We start from the raw sequence: 14780 nt of genomic DNA, 5'->3' as shown, positions 1-14780 counted from the left end.
CGTGGCGGCATGTGCGCAGCACAGCCGCCGCTCGGCAGACACATGCAGGCAGCTGGCCGGGCGACCCCCGGTCGGAGGGGAGACTTCATGAGGAGCACGATCCTGCGGAGCGGCAGCACGGTCCGGAAGCAGCCGACGGGTGATCAGCACGCCGAATGCGTCGCACGCGAAGGAACGGGGCGTCCCGGTGAAGAGGAGTCGGTGGTCTTCGAGCTGTGCTCGGGGCTCTTCGCGTCCATGCCGCGGAGCGACCAGCGGATGAAGGCCATCCACTACGTGCGGGGCCTGTTGGGCGCCGAGGGCCGCAAATCGATCCGCAACATCGCGACTCTGCTCGGAGGGGACGCGGCCGAGCAGAGCCTGCACCACTTCATCTCCAGCTCGACCTGGGACTGGACCCCCGTCCGACGGGCCCTGGCCCAGCACATCGAACGGGTGTCGCCACCGCAGGCGTACGTGGTCCACCCCATGATCATCCCGAAGGCCGGCGAGACCTCCGTGGGGGTCGAGCGGCGCTTCGTGCCCGAGCTGGGCCAGGTCATCAACGCCCAACAGGCCGTGGGGGTCTGGGCCGCCGCCCACGACTGGAGCTCACCGCTGCACTGGAGGCTCCACCTCACCCACCGCTGGCTGGAGGACGAGAACCGGCGCAGCCAGGCCGCCATCCCCGAGACCACCGTGCAGGAAAGCCTCGCCCAGTGCTCGGTCGAGGCCTACCTGGCGATGATCAGGGACTCCGGTCTCCCGGTCCGACCCCTGGTGATGGACGCGCGCCACGCCGACGTCCTGAGCACGGTCCACCGGCTGCGGGCCGCCGGCACGCCCTGGCTGCTGCGGGTCGACCCCTCCGTACGCCTCACCGTCCTGGAGCCGACCTTCCCCCGCCGCGGCGCCAGCATGACGACCCAGCAGATCATGTCCACCGCCTGGCACATGCGTCAGTTGGAGCCCCGCAGGGCATCCGGACCGGAGGCGCAGCTCCGCGGCCTGCGGCGACCGGGCTCCCTCGTGGCCGTCAGCGCCACCCTGACCGCCGACACCCGGCGCCCGGGCGGACGACCGGGCGTGGCCGAGGAACTGCTGCTCCTCGGGATCTCGGACGGCGGCCAGCTCCCGGCGGAACTGTGGCTGACCGACCTGACGGGGGTGCGGCCGGCGGAGTTGACCCAGTTGATCCGGCTCACCCACCGGGTCGACCGGGACCTCGCCGAGGTGGCCGACCAGGTCGGCATCCGGGACTTCTCCGGCCGGTCCTTCAACGGCTGGCACCGGCACGCCACGCTCGCCTCGGCCGCGCACGCCATTGCCCTGCTCAGCGGTCGGCCCAACACCCGGCGGGCCGCGGCGGAGGTGACGGACCTGACCGATCCGGCGCGCCGCGAACGGCACGGCCGGGGCTACCTGACGGACCTGGGAGGGCGACCTGACCTAGCGAGCTGAGCAGTTGACGGATAGCCCGGACGACCATTGGCCGTGGCCGTCGGCTCCCACAGGATCGGGACATTCCAACCGATCGAACCGAGGGACCCCGGACATGACCAAGGTCGCCGTCATCTACTACTCCTCCCAGGGAAACGTCCACCAGCTCGCCGTGGCCGCCGCGGCCGCCGCCGAGAAGGCGGGCGCGGAGGTGCGGTTGCGCAGGACCGCCGAGCTCACCACCGAGACGGTCGTGCCCGGCAACGACACCTGGAACGCGGCGTGGGAGGAGCACCTCGCCGCCGTGGCGGACATCCCCGAGGCCACGCTCGACGACCTCGAATGGGCCGACGCGGTGCTGTGGGGAACCCCGGGCCGCTACGGCCTGCCCGCCGCCTCGCTCAAGCAGTTCATCGACCAGACCCTTCCGCTGCACTCCAAGCGCGGACTGCTGAACAAGGTGATGTCCTCGTTCACCTCCACCGCGACCCTGCACGGCGGCCAGGAGAGCACCCTCCTGGCCCTCAACAACGCCTTCTACCACTGGGGCGCGATCATCGTGCCGCCCGGTGTGGCCGACCCGATCCAACTGGCCCCGACCAACGGCAACCCGTACGGCGTGAGCAGCGTCTCGCGCAACGAGGCGGGCAACGTCACCGAGGACAACCTCGCCGCCATCGAGTACCAGGCCCGCCGTACCGTCGAGATCACCGCCGCGCTCCGCAAGGGCCTCGCCTGAAACAGGCCCTGAGCCCGTCGGGATTCCGCCCGGTCCGCAGCGTCCGATCGCGCGCCCTCGCCGCGAAGTCGGGGCACCCGAGCACGTCCCGTACCCGTGAGCCCCGCCGCCGCGTGCCGGCCACCCGCGTGCCGTGCCCGCCGCCCGGGTGGCCCGCATGGCCGGGGTCCCATGCCGCGCCGCGCCGTGTCCCGCGGGGTGCGCGGGGCCGGGCCAGTCCGCCCCGCCCCGACCGACCGGCCCCACCGCGCCGCTTCCCGGGCGATCGCCCCTGGCCTTTCGGCCCCGTACACCTCCCTGCGGCCCTCGCCTCCGGCGCGGTCCCGCGCGTCCCGCCCGACCCATCGGACCCCCGCACCACCCATCCCCGCACTTCACCCGTGCGCCCCGCTCCCGCGATGGACCCCACTCCGCGCGGCAGCGCGCCCCGCACCCTTGCTCGTCTACTCGGAGGCACCTCGTGGAAAACGCCGATACCGGCATCCGGCTGAAACCCGCGCTCCAACAGCCGGACTGGGACGACCCCGCGCAGTTGCGTCGGGTCAGGGAGGAACTCCTGGCCCGCCCCTCATTGGTGGCCGCGGACGACGTACGGACCCTGCGCGGGCTGCTGGCCCGGGTGGCGGCCGGCCAGGCCCACGTGGTCCAGGTCGGCGACTGCGCCGAGGACCCGGCCGAATGCACGGCCGACCACGTCTCCCGCAAGGCCGCCGTCCTGGACCTGCTCGCCGGGTCACTGCGACTGGTCACCGGCAAGCCGGTGCTGCGTGTCGGCCGAATCGCCGGCCAGTACGCCAAGCCCCGCTCGCGCCCCACCGAGGTCGTCGACGGCGTCGACATGCCCGTCTTCCGGGGCCACATGGTCAACGGCCCCGAACCCGACGTCGACGCCCGCCGTCCCGATCCGCTGCGACTGCTCACCGGCTACATGGCCGCCGATGACGTGATGCGGGGCCTCGGCTGGCGCCCCGGCAGCCCCGGCGCCGGCATCGACCCCATGGTGTGGACCAGCCACGAGGCCCTGCTCCTCGACTACGAGGTGTCCATGCTCCGCGGTGACGAGGCGGGCGGACTGATGCTGGCCTCCACCCACTGGCCCTGGATCGGCGAGCGCACCCGGCAGGTCGACGGCGCCCACGTCGAGCTGCTGTCCCGGGTGAGCAACCCGGTCGCCTGCAAGGTCGGCCCGAACATGAGCCCCGCGGAGCTGCTCGCCCTGTGCGAACGGCTCGACCCCGACCGCGAGCCCGGCCGCCTCACCCTCATCGCCCGGATGGGCGCCGACGCCGTCCCCGACGCCCTCCCGCCGCTCGTGACCGCCGTCCGCGAGGCCGGGCACCCCGTGATCTGGCTGACCGACCCCATGCACGGCAACACCGTCAGCACCCCCGACGGATACAAGACCCGCTACGTCGAGACCGTCGAACGCGAGGCCGTGGCCTTCCACTTCGCCGTCACGGAGGCGGGCGGTGTCGCGGGCGGCTTCCACCTGGAGACCACCCCGGACGCCGTCACCGAATGCGTCTCCGACCCCTCGGCCATCGACCGGGTCGGCGACTTCTACACCAGCCACTGCGACCCGCGCCTCAACCCCGGACAGGCCATATCCGTCGTATCCAGTTGGAGCTTCTGATGGAAGGCACCACAGCCCTCGTCACCGGAGCGGCCGGCGGGATAGGCCGCGAGGTAGCCCTCGCCCTCGGCCGGCGCGGCGTCTTCGTCGCCGCCGTGGACCGCGATCCGGTGGCGTTGGGGCGGGCGGTCGAGGAATGGGCCGACCACGGCGTCAAGGCCGTCGCCTTCCCCACCGACGTCACCAGCAGCGCCGAGGTCGAGCGGACGGTCGCGGCCGCGGAGAGCGAACTCGGCCCGATCGAACACCTCGTCAACGCCGCCGGCATCCTGCGCCTGGGCCAGGCCCGCGCGTTCACCGACGAGGACTGGAACGCCACCTTCGCCGTCAACGCCACCGGCGTCTTCCACGTCTCCCGGGCCGTGGTGAACCGGATGGCGGAGCGCGCCCGGGGCTCCCTCGTCACCGTCGCCTCCAACGCCGCCGGCACCCCCCGTACGGACATGGCCGCCTACGCCGCCTCCAAGGCCGCGGCCACCATGTTCACCAAGTCACTCGGCCTGGAAGTCGCCCGCCACGGCATCCGCTGCAACATCGTCGCCCCCGGCTCCACCGACACACCGATGCTGCGGTCCATGTGGCACGACGAATCCGGGCCGCGCGGATCCATCGAGGGCCACGGGGACTCCTACCGCGTCGGCATCCCGCTCGGCCGACTCGCACAGCCCCGACACATCGCCGACGCCGTGGTGTTCCTGCTCTCCGACGAGGCCGCGCACATCACCCTGCACACGCTCACGGTCGACGGCGGCGCCACCCTCGGCGTCTGAGACCGCGCGCCGCCCCCCGCGACGCCGTCCCGCACCACCGCTCACCGCACCCCTCCACCACGTCAGAGCCACACCACGTCAGAGCCACACCACGTCAGAGCCACCACGTCAGAGCCACGAGAGGAAGCCATGGCCGGCATCCCGACCATCGAGGCCTACCCGATGCCGACATCGGGGGACCTGCCCCTCAACACCGCCGCCTGGTCCGTCGACCCGGCCCGCGCCGTCCTGCTGGTACACGACATGCAGCGCTACTTCCTGGCACCCCTGCCGGACACCCTGCGCGCCGAACTCGTGCGCAACGCGGCCCAGTTGCGCGACCGGTGCGCCGAACTCGGCGTCCCCGTCGCCTACACGGCCCAGCCGGGCGGCATGACCGAACGCCAGCGCGGACTGCTGCGGGACTTCTGGGGGCCCGGCATGAAGCCCTCGCGCGAGGACCGGGAGATCGCCGACGAGCTGAAGCCCGGACCCGAGGACTGGGTGTTCACCAAATGGCGCTACAGCGCCTTCCACCACACCGACCTGCTGGCCCGGATGCGGGAGGCCGGACGCGACCAACTCGTCGTCTGCGGGGTGTACGCGCACGTCGGCGTACTGGCCACGGCGGTCGAGTCGTTCAGCCACGACATCGAGACCTTCCTGGTCGCGGACGCCCTGGCCGACTTCACCGAGGAGGACCACCACCGGACCCTGGACTACGCCGCCCGGCGCTGCGCCGTGGTCACCACCGTGAAGGAGACCCTGGCATGACCGCCGCCCGGGAGCCGGCGGAGCGCGACCTGCTCGCCCGGATCCTCGCCGACGACCCCCCGCCGTTCGCCCTGCTGCACCGGCCCGGCGCCACCGGGCCGGGCGTGGTGGAGGTCCTCGTCGGCGACGTGTCCCACCCCGAGACACTGGAGTCCGTACCCCTGCCCGAGCGGGGCGCGGCCGAGCCCGGCCGGCACCAGGCGCTGGTCCTCGTACCCTTCCGACAGATCCGCGAACGCGGCTTCGAGGCGGCCGACGACGGCTCCCCGCTCATCACCCTCGCCGTCACCGGTCAGGAGCGGGTCCCGCTCGCGGAGGCCGTCGCCCGCATCGGCGACCGGCCCATCCGACTGACCGGCGGCGAGTTCGACATCGACGACGCCGGATACGCGGACATCGTGCGCCGCGTCATCGCCGACGAGATCGGCACCGGCGAAGGAGCGAACTTCGTCATCAAACGCTCCTTCACCGCGGAGATCACCGACTACACCCCGCGCAGCGCCCTGACCCTCTTTCGCCGGCTCCTGGAGCAGGAGACCGGCGGCTACTGGACCTTCGTCGTCCACACCGGCGGCCGCACCTTCGTCGGCGCCACCCCCGAACGCCACATCAGCGTGCACCGCGGGACCGCCGTGATGAACCCCATCAGCGGCACCTACCGCTACCCGGCCGGCGGGCCCACCCTGCCGCAGGTCATGGACTTCCTCGCGGACCGCAAGGAGACCGACGAGCTGTACATGGTCGTCGACGAGGAACTCAAGATGATGGCCCGGGTCTGCGAGGGAGGCGGCCGGGTCGTCGGCCCCTACCTCAAGGAGATGGCCCGCCTCGCGCACACCGAGTACCTGATCGAGGGGCGCACCACCCGCGACCCGCGCGAGATCCTGCGCGAGACGATGTTCGCCCCCACCGTCACCGGCAGCCCGCTGGAGAGCGCCTGCCGCGTCATCAGCAGATACGAACCCCGGGGCCGCGGCTACTACAGCGGAGTCGTCGCCCTCATCGGCACGGACGAGAGCGGCGAACGGGAACTCGACTCGGCGATCCTCATCCGCACCGCCGACATCGACGAGGCCGGCCGGGTCTCCATCGGCGTGGGGGCCACCCTGGTCCGCCACTCCGATCCCGAATCCGAGGTCGCGGAGACCAAGGCGAAGGCGGCCGGTCTGCTCGCCGCACTGGAATCGGACGGCGCCACCCGCTTCTCCGCCCACCCGGACGTCCGGGCCGCCCTGGCCCGGCGCAACGACTCCATCGCCGGGTACTGGCTGGCCGAGGAGGGCGAACGGGCCCTGCCGCAGGACTCGTTGGTCGGGCGCTCCGTCCTCGTCGTGGACGCGGAGGACACCTTCACCTCGATGATCGCCCACCAGCTCCGCTCGATGGGGCTGCGGGTGACCGTGAGCCGCTTCGACGAGCCCTACTCCCTCGACGCCCACGACCTGGTCGTCATGGGACCCGGACCCGGAGACCCGCGCGACGCGGGCCACCCGAAGATCGCCCGACTGTCGGCCGACGTCCGCGCGCTGCTCGCCAAGCGCAGACCCTTCCTCGCCGTGTGCCTCAGCCACCAGGTCCTCTCCCGGGAACTGGGGCTGGACCTGGTCCGCCGCGACCACCCCAACCAGGGCGTACAGCGACAGATCCAACTCTTCGGCGCGACCGAACGGGTCGGTTTCTACAACACGTTCGCCGCGCGCGGCACCGAGGACAAGGCCGAGGCCGAGGGCGTCGGCGTGTTCGAGGTCAGCCGCGACCCGGAGACCGACGAGGTGCACGCCCTGCGCGGCCCGCACTTCGCCTCCATGCAGTTCCACCCCGAATCCGTGCTCACCCGGGACGGCGTCCGCATCGTCGAGTCCCTGCTCACCGGCCTGATCTGACCGGACCACCACCCACACACCCCTCCCGCGAAGGAGTTCCGCAATGCTTCCCGTCAACGGCAGTGACAAGGGCCTGTACATGGGTCTCGTGGCCGAGCGGGCCGCCCAGACCCACGGCGACCAGCTGATCATCCTCGACCACGACCTGGACCTGCTCCCCGAGGTCGGGCGCCGCCTGACGTTCGCCGAACTGGCCGAGCACATCGACGACACGGCGGCCCGCCTGTACGCCGCCGGGGTGCGCCGCAGCGACCACGTCGCCCTCCACAAGTCAAACGGCTTCGACATCAACATCCTGTCCTCCGCCGTCGCCCGCCTCGGGGCCGTCCCCGTCCAGCTCTCCCCGTACCTCGACGCCGACAGCGTCCTCGCGCTGCTGCGCCGGCTCGGCTCCCCCCACCTGGTCACCGACACCGACAAGCTCGACGGACCGTTCGCCGGCGCCCCCCTCGCGGAGATTGCCGGCCAGGTGATCATCGTGGCCGGTTCCCGCCCGGGCACGGTCTCCCTCGCGGACCTGGCCGGATCCCCGCGCCAGGCGCCCGTCGTCCCGCACCTCGACCTGCCCGCGCTGATGACGCACACCTCCGGCACCACCGGCCTGCCCAAGCTCGTCGTGCACTCGGCCCGCACCCTGCACGGCCGCTACCGCCCGCAGGCCAAGCTCTTCGACATGATCCGCGAGCACGAGACCGTCGCCCTGCACGTCAGCTACGTCCACTCGCGGATGCCGCTGGCCCTGGCCGTCCTGCTGCCCCGCGGCAACCCGATGGTCATCATGAACGACGCCGAGCCCGAGCACGCGGCGCGACTGTGGGCCGAGACCCGCCCCGGCTTCATCGAGTCCCACCCCAACTCCTTCATGGAGTGGGAGGTGTTGGCCGACCACCCGCTGCGCCCGCTGTCGAACGTGAAGTACTTCAGCACCACCTTCGACGCCATCCACCCCAGCACCATGCACAAGCTGCTGCACGCCACCGACCGCAGCTCGCCGCTCTTCTACCAGATCTACGGGCAGAGCGAGACGGGCCCGCTCGTCGGCCGCGGCTTCACCCGCGCCACCGCGCTGGGCGCGGACGGCCGCTGCCAGGGCCACGCCTTCCCCTCCGACACCAAGTTCCGGCTCGTCAGCCGCAACGGCAAGGAGGTCAGCCGCGACAACCCCGGCTACATCGACGTCCAGGCCGCCGGCCGGGCGCTGGGCTACTTCGGCGAGCGCGAGCGCTACGACACCCAGGTGCACGGCGGCTGGTGGCGGGGCATGGACCTCGGATACCGCACCGACGAGGGCTGCCTCCACCTCCTGGACCGCGAGGTGGACGCCATCCCCGGCATCCACTCCACCCTGGAGATCGAGGACACCGTCCTCGGCCGGCTCGACGAACTCACCGAACTGGTCGTCGTCCCCGGACCGGACGGCGCGGGCGTCCCCGTGCTCTGCACCCGCGACGACCTGCCGCTGGACCCGGCCCGCTGGCGCTCCGCCGCCGCCGCGTGGCCGCAGCTCGCGGAGCCGGTGCAGATGAAGCTCTCCGAGCTGCCGCGCACGGCCACGATGAAGGTCCAGCGCCTCGAACTCACCGCACGACTGCGGCGGTTGTCCGCCCCGCAGTCGTCCTGACCACCGTCCGGCGACAGGCAGGAGAACACCCGTGAACGCCACCAGCGATGCCGACGTGCTGATCGTCGGAGCCGGTCCCACCGGCCTGCTCGCCGCCTGCGAACTCTTGCGGCGCGGCGTGGGCGTACGGATCGTCGACCGGGCCCACGAGGCCGCCCGGGTGCCCAAGGCGCTGTCGCTGTGGCCCCGGGTCCGCGACATCCTCACCGACCTCGGCGTCGGCGAGGCCGTCCAGGAGGCGTCCGTACCCGTACGCGCCTTCCGCTACTTCTCCGACCGCAAGCCGGTCGCCTCGCTCACCTTCACCGAGGAACTGGCCGCCCGCCAGCTCCCCCAACCCGAGACGGAACGCATCCTCACCGAACGGCTGCACTCCCTCGGCGGGAAGATCGAGCGGGGCGTCCGGCTCCTGTGCCTCGACGACGTCGACTACTCCGGCCGGATCGAGCCGGGCGGCACGGTCACCGCCGTACTGGAACACGGCGACGGCCTCGTCGAACGGTTCACCGCGCCCTTCGTCATCGGCGCCGACGGGGCGGGCAGCGACGTCCGCCGCCAACTCGGCATCGGCTTCGAGGGATCCACCTACGAGATGGCCTTCGCGCTCCTCGACACCCGCATCGAGGGGAACCTGCCGCCCGACGAGATCTCGTACTACCAGAGCACCTCGGGGACGCTGTGCGTCGTCCCGCAGCCCGACGGGGTCTTCCGTTTCCTGTCCGTGATGCCCGAGGGCACCACCTTGACCCGAGACGACATGCAGCGCCTCATCGACACCCGGGGCCCCCACGGCGTGCGGATCACCGAACCCGTCTGGGAGACCGTCTTCCGGGTCCACGCCCGACGGGCCACCGACTTCCAGCGCGGCCGGGTCTTCCTGGCCGGGGACTCGGCGCACGTGCACAGCCCCGCCGGCGGCCAGGGGATGAACAACGGCCTCCAGGACGCCCACAACCTCGCCTGGAAACTCGCCGCCGTCCTCGGCGGCGAGGCCCCCGCCGCGCTCCTGGAGAGCTACGGCAGGGAACGCGTCGAGGCGACCGGCCGCATCGTGCGCGACACCGACCTGCACACCCGGGCCCTGACCGCCCGCACCCGGCGCCGGGTCGCCGCCCGCGACACCGCCTTCCGGGTCCTGGACCGCACCGGCGCCGCCGCCCGGCTCTACGCCCCCGTGATGGCGGGCCGCCGGCTCGCCTACACCCCGGACCGCGACACCCGGCAGCCGTCGGCCGGCGCCTGCCGGGTCCGCGACCGGCTGCCCGGCGGGATCCGGGCCGGCTCCGTCTTCCCCCGGGCCACCGCCCTCGCGCTGGGCCTGGCCGGGCCGGGGCAGGCCCCGGCGGGCTGGACGCTGCTGCTGCGCCCGCCCGCCCGGGACACCGCCTGGACCGCCCGGGTCGAGCACACCGTCGGCCCCTGGCCGGGGCTGCGCGTCCTGCGGGCCACACCCGACCTGCCCGGCCGGGGCGGGCTGTGCGCCCGCGCCGGCTACTACCTGATCCGGCCCGACGGGCACGTGGCGGCCCACGGGCACGCCGACGACCTGGACCGGCTGGAGGCCGAACTCCGCCACGCCCTGACCCCGACGCCCGGTCACTGACCGCCGCCCGCCCCACGAGCGCCGCCGCCCGGCCCAGGCCGGGCGGCGGCGCTCGCGCGCGTACCGGCAGACCCGGGGCCCACGGGGGGCCCACGGGGTCTACGGGGCCTGCGGGGCCTGCGGGGCCTGCGGGGTCTGCGGGGCCTACGGGGCCTGCGGGGCCTCGACGCCGCTGCGGCGGCGCGGCGGCTCCTCCCCGCGCGTCCCCTCCCGCTCCTCCTCCTGCGGCGGGTCGGGCAGGGCCAGGCACAGCGCGTCCAGGGCCGCCGCGAAGGCGTGGTCGGGCGGGGTGCCGTAGCCGAGCACCAGCCCGTCCCGCGGGGTCATGGAGCTCTCGGGGTGCAGGTACGGTCGCAACCCGTCGAGCGCGAGGCCCTGCCGGCGGGCCGCCCGCAGGGCCGCCTCCTCGGTGTCCCTCGGCAGCTCCAGCACCGCGTGCAGTCCGGCCGCCACCCCGCTGACCTTGACGTGGGGCGCCTCCTGCGCCAGCCGGGCCGCCAACTGGTCCCGGCGGCGCCGGTAGATCAGGCGCATCCGGCGCAGGTGGCGGTCGTAGGCGCCCGACCCGATGAACTCGGCCAGGGTCAGCTGGTCCGTGACCCCCGACCACATCTCGCGGGGCCCCTTCGCGGCGAGCACGTCGTCCACCAACCAGCCCGGCAACACCATCCAGCCCAGGCGCAGCGCGGGGGACAGGCTCTTGCTGGCGGAGCCGATGTAGACGATCCGGTCCGGGTCCAGGCCCTGGACGGCGCCGACCGGCTGGCGGTCGTAGCGGAACTCCCCGTCGTAGTCGTCCTCGATCAGCACTCCACCGGTCGCCCGCGCCCAGTCCACCGCCGCGGCCCGCCGCTCCGGGTGCAGCGGGCCACCCGTGGGGAACTGGTGGGCCGGGGTGAGCAGCACCGCCCGGGCGCCCGTCCCGGGAAGCTCCTCGATCCGCGCGCCCCCGCCGTCCACGGTCAACGGCACCGTGGCGAGCCCCGCGCCCACCAGGATGTCCCGATGGAAGGACAGCCCGTACGACTCCACCGCGACCGGGCCGGTGAGCACCTTGCCGAGCAGTTCCAGCCCGTGGGCGAAGCCGGAGCAGACGATGATCCGGTCCGGTGCGGTCCGTACGCCGCGCACCCGCGCGAGGTACTCGGTCAGCGTCCGGCGCAGCTCGATCCGGCCGCGGGGGTCACCGACCCCGAAGGCGTCGTGCGGAGCGGCGGCCAGCGCCCGCCGGGCCGCGCCGATCCAGGCGGTTCGGGGGAAGGCGGAGGCGTCGGGGGAGCTCGGCATCAGGTCGTGCTCGGTCCTGCGGTGCGTCGGTCGGGCGGGCCCGCGCGGCCGGTCGGGCTGGAGCGGGGCCGCCCGCCTGGCCACCCGGGTGCCGGAGCCCTGGCGCGCCGACAGCCAGCCCTCCTCGACCAGCTCGGCGTACGCGTCGGCGACCGTGTTGCGGGCGATCCCCAGGTCCACGGCGAGGGCCCGGTAGGGCGGCAGCCGGGTGCCGGGAGCGAGCCGGCCGGAGTCGATGGACGTGCGTAACGCCTGCATCAGCTGGTTGCGCAGGCTGCCCTCGCCGCTCAGTTCCAGGTGCAGATCGCTCCCGGTACCGGCCGGTTCGGGGTCCGGGGCGTCCGTGGAATTGACCCATGATCTCTGCATGGGAATGCACCCTACTCCGGGCCGATTGCGCTCCTAGAGTTTTCACATGACCACTTTTCAGGTTCCTGAGCGCATGAACTTCGCCGCCGTCGCCCCCAAGATCTTCAAGTCCGTCCTGGCCCTCGACGGGGCCGCCCGACAGGGCCTCGACCCGGTCCTCCTGGAGCTCGTCCAGATCCGCACCTCGCAGATCAACCGCTGTGCCTACTGCATCGATTACCACACCAGCGACGCCCGCAAGGGCGGCGAGTCGGAAGAGCGGATCTACCAGCTCACCGCATGGCAGGAGTCGAGCCTCTTCACCGTCAAGGAGCGCGCGGCCCTCGCCCTCACCGAGGAGGTCACCCTCCTCCCCGGCGGCGTCACCGACGCCGTCTACGACGAGGCCGCCAAGCACTTCGGCGAGGAGGAGCTCGCGCACCTGATCGCCCTCATCTTCACCGCCAACGTGTGGAACCGGATGAACGTCGCCACCCGCAAGACCCCCGGAACCGAGTAGTCCGGCCGTTCCCCCACCCCCAGACCCCATAACGACGCACCAGGGCGGTGGCCACCGCCGGACAGGCCAGGCCACCGCCCCACGCATGCCCCCACCCCGTCTCCCGGCACCAGAGGGGGACCGCTGACGAAGGACTGACATCGTGACCACCCTCGATTCATCCGCACCGCTCTCCGCGGGCAAGGAACCCTCCGCGGTCAAAGGCTGGCTGGCCGTCCTGGCCGTCACCCTCGGCATCTTCTCCCTCATGACCTCCGAGCTGCTGCCCGTCGGCCTGCTCACCCCCGTCGGGGACGCGCTGAAGGTCTCCGAGGGCACGGCGGCCCTCATGGTCACCATCCCCGGCCTGGTCGCGGCGATCTCGGCCCCGCTGGTGACCGTCGCCACCGGAAAGTTCGACCGGCGGCTCGTCCTGGTCATCCTCATCGCCATCGTCGGCCTGGCGAACCTCGCCTCGGCCTTCGCCACCAGCTTCGCCGTGGTCCTGGTCGCCCGCTTCCTCATCGGCATCAGCGTCGGCGGCTTCTGGTCCATCGCCGGCGGCATCGCCCTGCGCCTGGTACCCGAACGACACGTCGCCCGCGCCACCGCCGTCATCTTCGGCGGCGTCGAGACGGCCTCCGTGCTCGGCGTGCCCACCGGCACCTTCCTCGGCGACCTCTCCGGCTGGCGCACCGCCTTCGCCGCCGTCGGCGTCCTCGGCCTCGTCGCCCTCGCCGCGATGCTCTTCCTGATGCCGAAGGTCCCCGCCGAGCGCACCATCGTCTTCGGCGACCTGCCCCGCGTCTGGAAGTCCAACGCCGGCGTCCGCATCGGCATCGCGATGACCTTCCTCGTCATCACCGGCCACTTCCTCGCCTACACCTTCGTCCGTCCGCTCCTCCAGGACGACGGCGTCGGCGACAGCATGATCGGTGTCCTGCTGCTGACCTTCGGCATCGCCGGCATCACCGGCAACTTCATCGCCGGAGCCCTGATCGCCAAGCGGCTGCGGCAGGTCGTCATCGGCATCGCGATCGTCCTCGCCGTCGCCATGCTGCTGCTCGCCACCGTCGGGAACACCACCCTCACCGCGGCCGTCATCCTCGTCCTGTGGGGCCTGGGCTACGGCGCCGTGCCGGTGACCTTCCAGACCTGGATCCTCGACGCCGCCCCCGACGCGACCGAGGCGGCCTCCTCGCTGTACGTCTCCACCTTCAACCTGTCGATCGCCCTCGGCGCCCTCTTCGGAGGCATCGCCGTCGACAACCTGGCCACCGCCAGCGTCCTGTACATCGGCGCGGGCCTCGCGATCCTCACCCTCCTCGTCGTCGGCCGGCGCTCCGGCCGCCCGACCGACTCCGCGCCGGCCGCCGAAGCGAAGACCGACCCGGCCACCGCGGCGGCCCACTGATCGTCTGCCCCGCGACACCGTCCCCCGCGGGCGGGACAGACAGCCGGGCGCGGCTCCCCCAAGGAGCCGCGCCCGGCGCTTTCGCGTGCGGGGCCGCCTGCGGCGGGCCTCGGCGGCGGTGGCCGGCCGCACGCGGAGCACGGGTGCACCGGGGCCGCCGCGGCGGTACCGGAAGGCGTGCGTCGTATCGCGAGTCGCGGCCGACGGAGGCCAACGGCCGGGGGAGCCATGGATGCCGCGGTCCGATCTCGTTCGACGACGGCGCGACGACCTTCCTGGGGAAGAGTCGGCCGAGGCCTCGCTCGCGGTGGTGCGGGAGGCCCGGGACGCCGCCGTGTGGGTCTTCGGCGGTGGACCGGAGAGGCGGCGGGCGAGCGTCGTGGCCACCGGGCACCGTCGCCGACGGCCCGTACCCGGAGACCAAGGCGGTCCCCGGCGCGTTCTCGATCATCGACGCGCCCTCAGGTGCGAACGCGCTGGAGCGGGCCGCGGAACTCCCCGCCGCGTGCCGCTGTGCGCAGGAGGTCCGCGAGATCATGCCCGACTCGACCGTCTGATCGAAGGCGTGATCGTGGCCGGTGACGGGGTCGCGCCGGCAGGGTTCGAGCGGCCGCGGGCCGACCGAGGCGTGCTCGCGGCGCGCCACGAGTGGGGCGCAACGACGAAAGGGGGCGGGGGGGCGCCCGGGCGCCCCCCCCCCCCCCCCCCCCCCCCCCCGGGGGGGCCCCCCCCCCCCCCCCGCCCCCCCCCCCCCCCGGGCGGGGGCCCCCCCCCCCCGGGGGCCCCCCACGCGGCCGGGGGGCCCCCCCCC

12 protein-coding genes are annotated in these 14780 nt (G+C 73.2%); 11 read left to right on the top strand and 1 reads right to left on the bottom strand.

The window, feature by feature from the left end:
• Nucleotides 1-87: 87 nt before the first annotated feature.
• The 8 genes from ACIRO3_RS08220 (at nt 88) to ACIRO3_RS08185 (ending at nt 10421) form a co-directional block, all read left to right on the top strand.
• The gene (locus tag ACIRO3_RS08220; RefSeq protein ID WP_361778723.1) at nt 88-1440 is read left to right on the top strand and encodes a transposase; all 1353 of its coding nucleotides are present in this window, start codon (nt 88-90) and stop codon (nt 1438-1440) included.
• 94 nt (nt 1441-1534) lie between these two features.
• A complete protein-coding gene (locus tag ACIRO3_RS08215; RefSeq protein WP_267801067.1) occupies nt 1535-2158 on the top strand; it encodes an NAD(P)H-dependent oxidoreductase in 624 nt (207 codons plus the stop codon).
• Between the two features lie 460 nt (nt 2159-2618).
• Nucleotides 2619-3791, top strand: a complete 1173-nt coding sequence (locus ACIRO3_RS08210) for a 3-deoxy-7-phosphoheptulonate synthase (protein ID WP_404133798.1) — start codon at nt 2619-2621, stop codon at nt 3789-3791.
• The gene (locus ACIRO3_RS08205) at nt 3791-4561 is read left to right on the top strand and encodes a 2,3-dihydro-2,3-dihydroxybenzoate dehydrogenase (RefSeq protein ID WP_404133796.1); all 771 of its coding nucleotides are present in this window, start codon (nt 3791-3793) and stop codon (nt 4559-4561) included. The genes ACIRO3_RS08210 and ACIRO3_RS08205 overlap by 1 nt, the downstream gene beginning before the upstream one ends.
• A gap of 129 nt (nt 4562-4690) precedes the next feature.
• Nucleotides 4691-5314, top strand: a complete 624-nt coding sequence (locus ACIRO3_RS08200; protein ID WP_365998985.1) for an isochorismatase family protein — start codon at nt 4691-4693, stop codon at nt 5312-5314.
• Nucleotides 5311-7197, top strand: coding sequence for an anthranilate synthase family protein (locus tag ACIRO3_RS08195; RefSeq protein ID WP_404133793.1), 1887 nt, complete (start codon nt 5311-5313; stop codon nt 7195-7197). The genes ACIRO3_RS08200 and ACIRO3_RS08195 overlap by 4 nt, the downstream gene beginning before the upstream one ends.
• 43 nt (nt 7198-7240) lie before the next feature.
• Nucleotides 7241-8818 carry a class I adenylate-forming enzyme family protein gene (locus tag ACIRO3_RS08190; RefSeq protein WP_366147884.1) on the top strand — a complete coding sequence of 526 codons (1578 nt, stop codon included), beginning with the start codon at nt 7241-7243 and terminating at the stop codon, nt 8816-8818.
• Between the two features lie 31 nt (nt 8819-8849).
• Nucleotides 8850-10421, top strand: a complete 1572-nt coding sequence (locus ACIRO3_RS08185; protein ID WP_404133790.1) for an FAD-dependent monooxygenase — start codon at nt 8850-8852, stop codon at nt 10419-10421.
• Between the two features lie 144 nt (nt 10422-10565).
• Here ACIRO3_RS08185 and ACIRO3_RS08180 read toward each other — a convergent pair whose 3' ends face one another.
• On the bottom strand, nt 10566-12077 hold the full coding sequence (locus tag ACIRO3_RS08180; protein WP_404133787.1) for a PLP-dependent aminotransferase family protein: 1512 nt from the start codon (nt 12075-12077) through the stop codon (nt 10566-10568).
• A 46-nt stretch (nt 12078-12123) separates the two neighbouring features.
• On the opposite strand from ACIRO3_RS08180, the gene ACIRO3_RS08175 reads away from it, so the two are divergent.
• The 3 genes from ACIRO3_RS08175 to ACIRO3_RS08165 all read left to right on the top strand — a co-directional run bounded on the left by ACIRO3_RS08175 (nt 12124) and on the right by ACIRO3_RS08165 (nt 14526).
• Nucleotides 12124-12576: a carboxymuconolactone decarboxylase family protein gene (locus ACIRO3_RS08175; RefSeq protein WP_365998990.1), complete on the top strand. Its 453-nt coding sequence runs from the start codon at nt 12124-12126 to the stop codon at nt 12574-12576.
• Nucleotides 12577-12718: 142 nt separating this feature from the next.
• Nucleotides 12719-13969, top strand: coding sequence for an MFS transporter (locus ACIRO3_RS08170; RefSeq protein ID WP_361778748.1), 1251 nt, complete (start codon nt 12719-12721; stop codon nt 13967-13969).
• A 350-nt stretch (nt 13970-14319) separates the two neighbouring features.
• Complete coding sequence (locus ACIRO3_RS08165; RefSeq protein ID WP_404133783.1) at nt 14320-14526, top strand: YciI family protein; 207 nt, start codon at nt 14320-14322, stop codon at nt 14524-14526.
• The last annotated feature ends 254 nt before the right edge of the window (nt 14527-14780 follow it).

It is taken from the genome of Streptomyces sp. NPDC102278, from assembly GCF_044766345.1.
In the GTDB taxonomy this organism is placed as follows: Bacteria; Actinomycetota; Actinomycetes; order Streptomycetales; family Streptomycetaceae; genus Streptomyces.
Note: the sequence above shows the minus strand (reverse complement) of the source record. Positions and strands in the feature narration are given on the sequence as shown.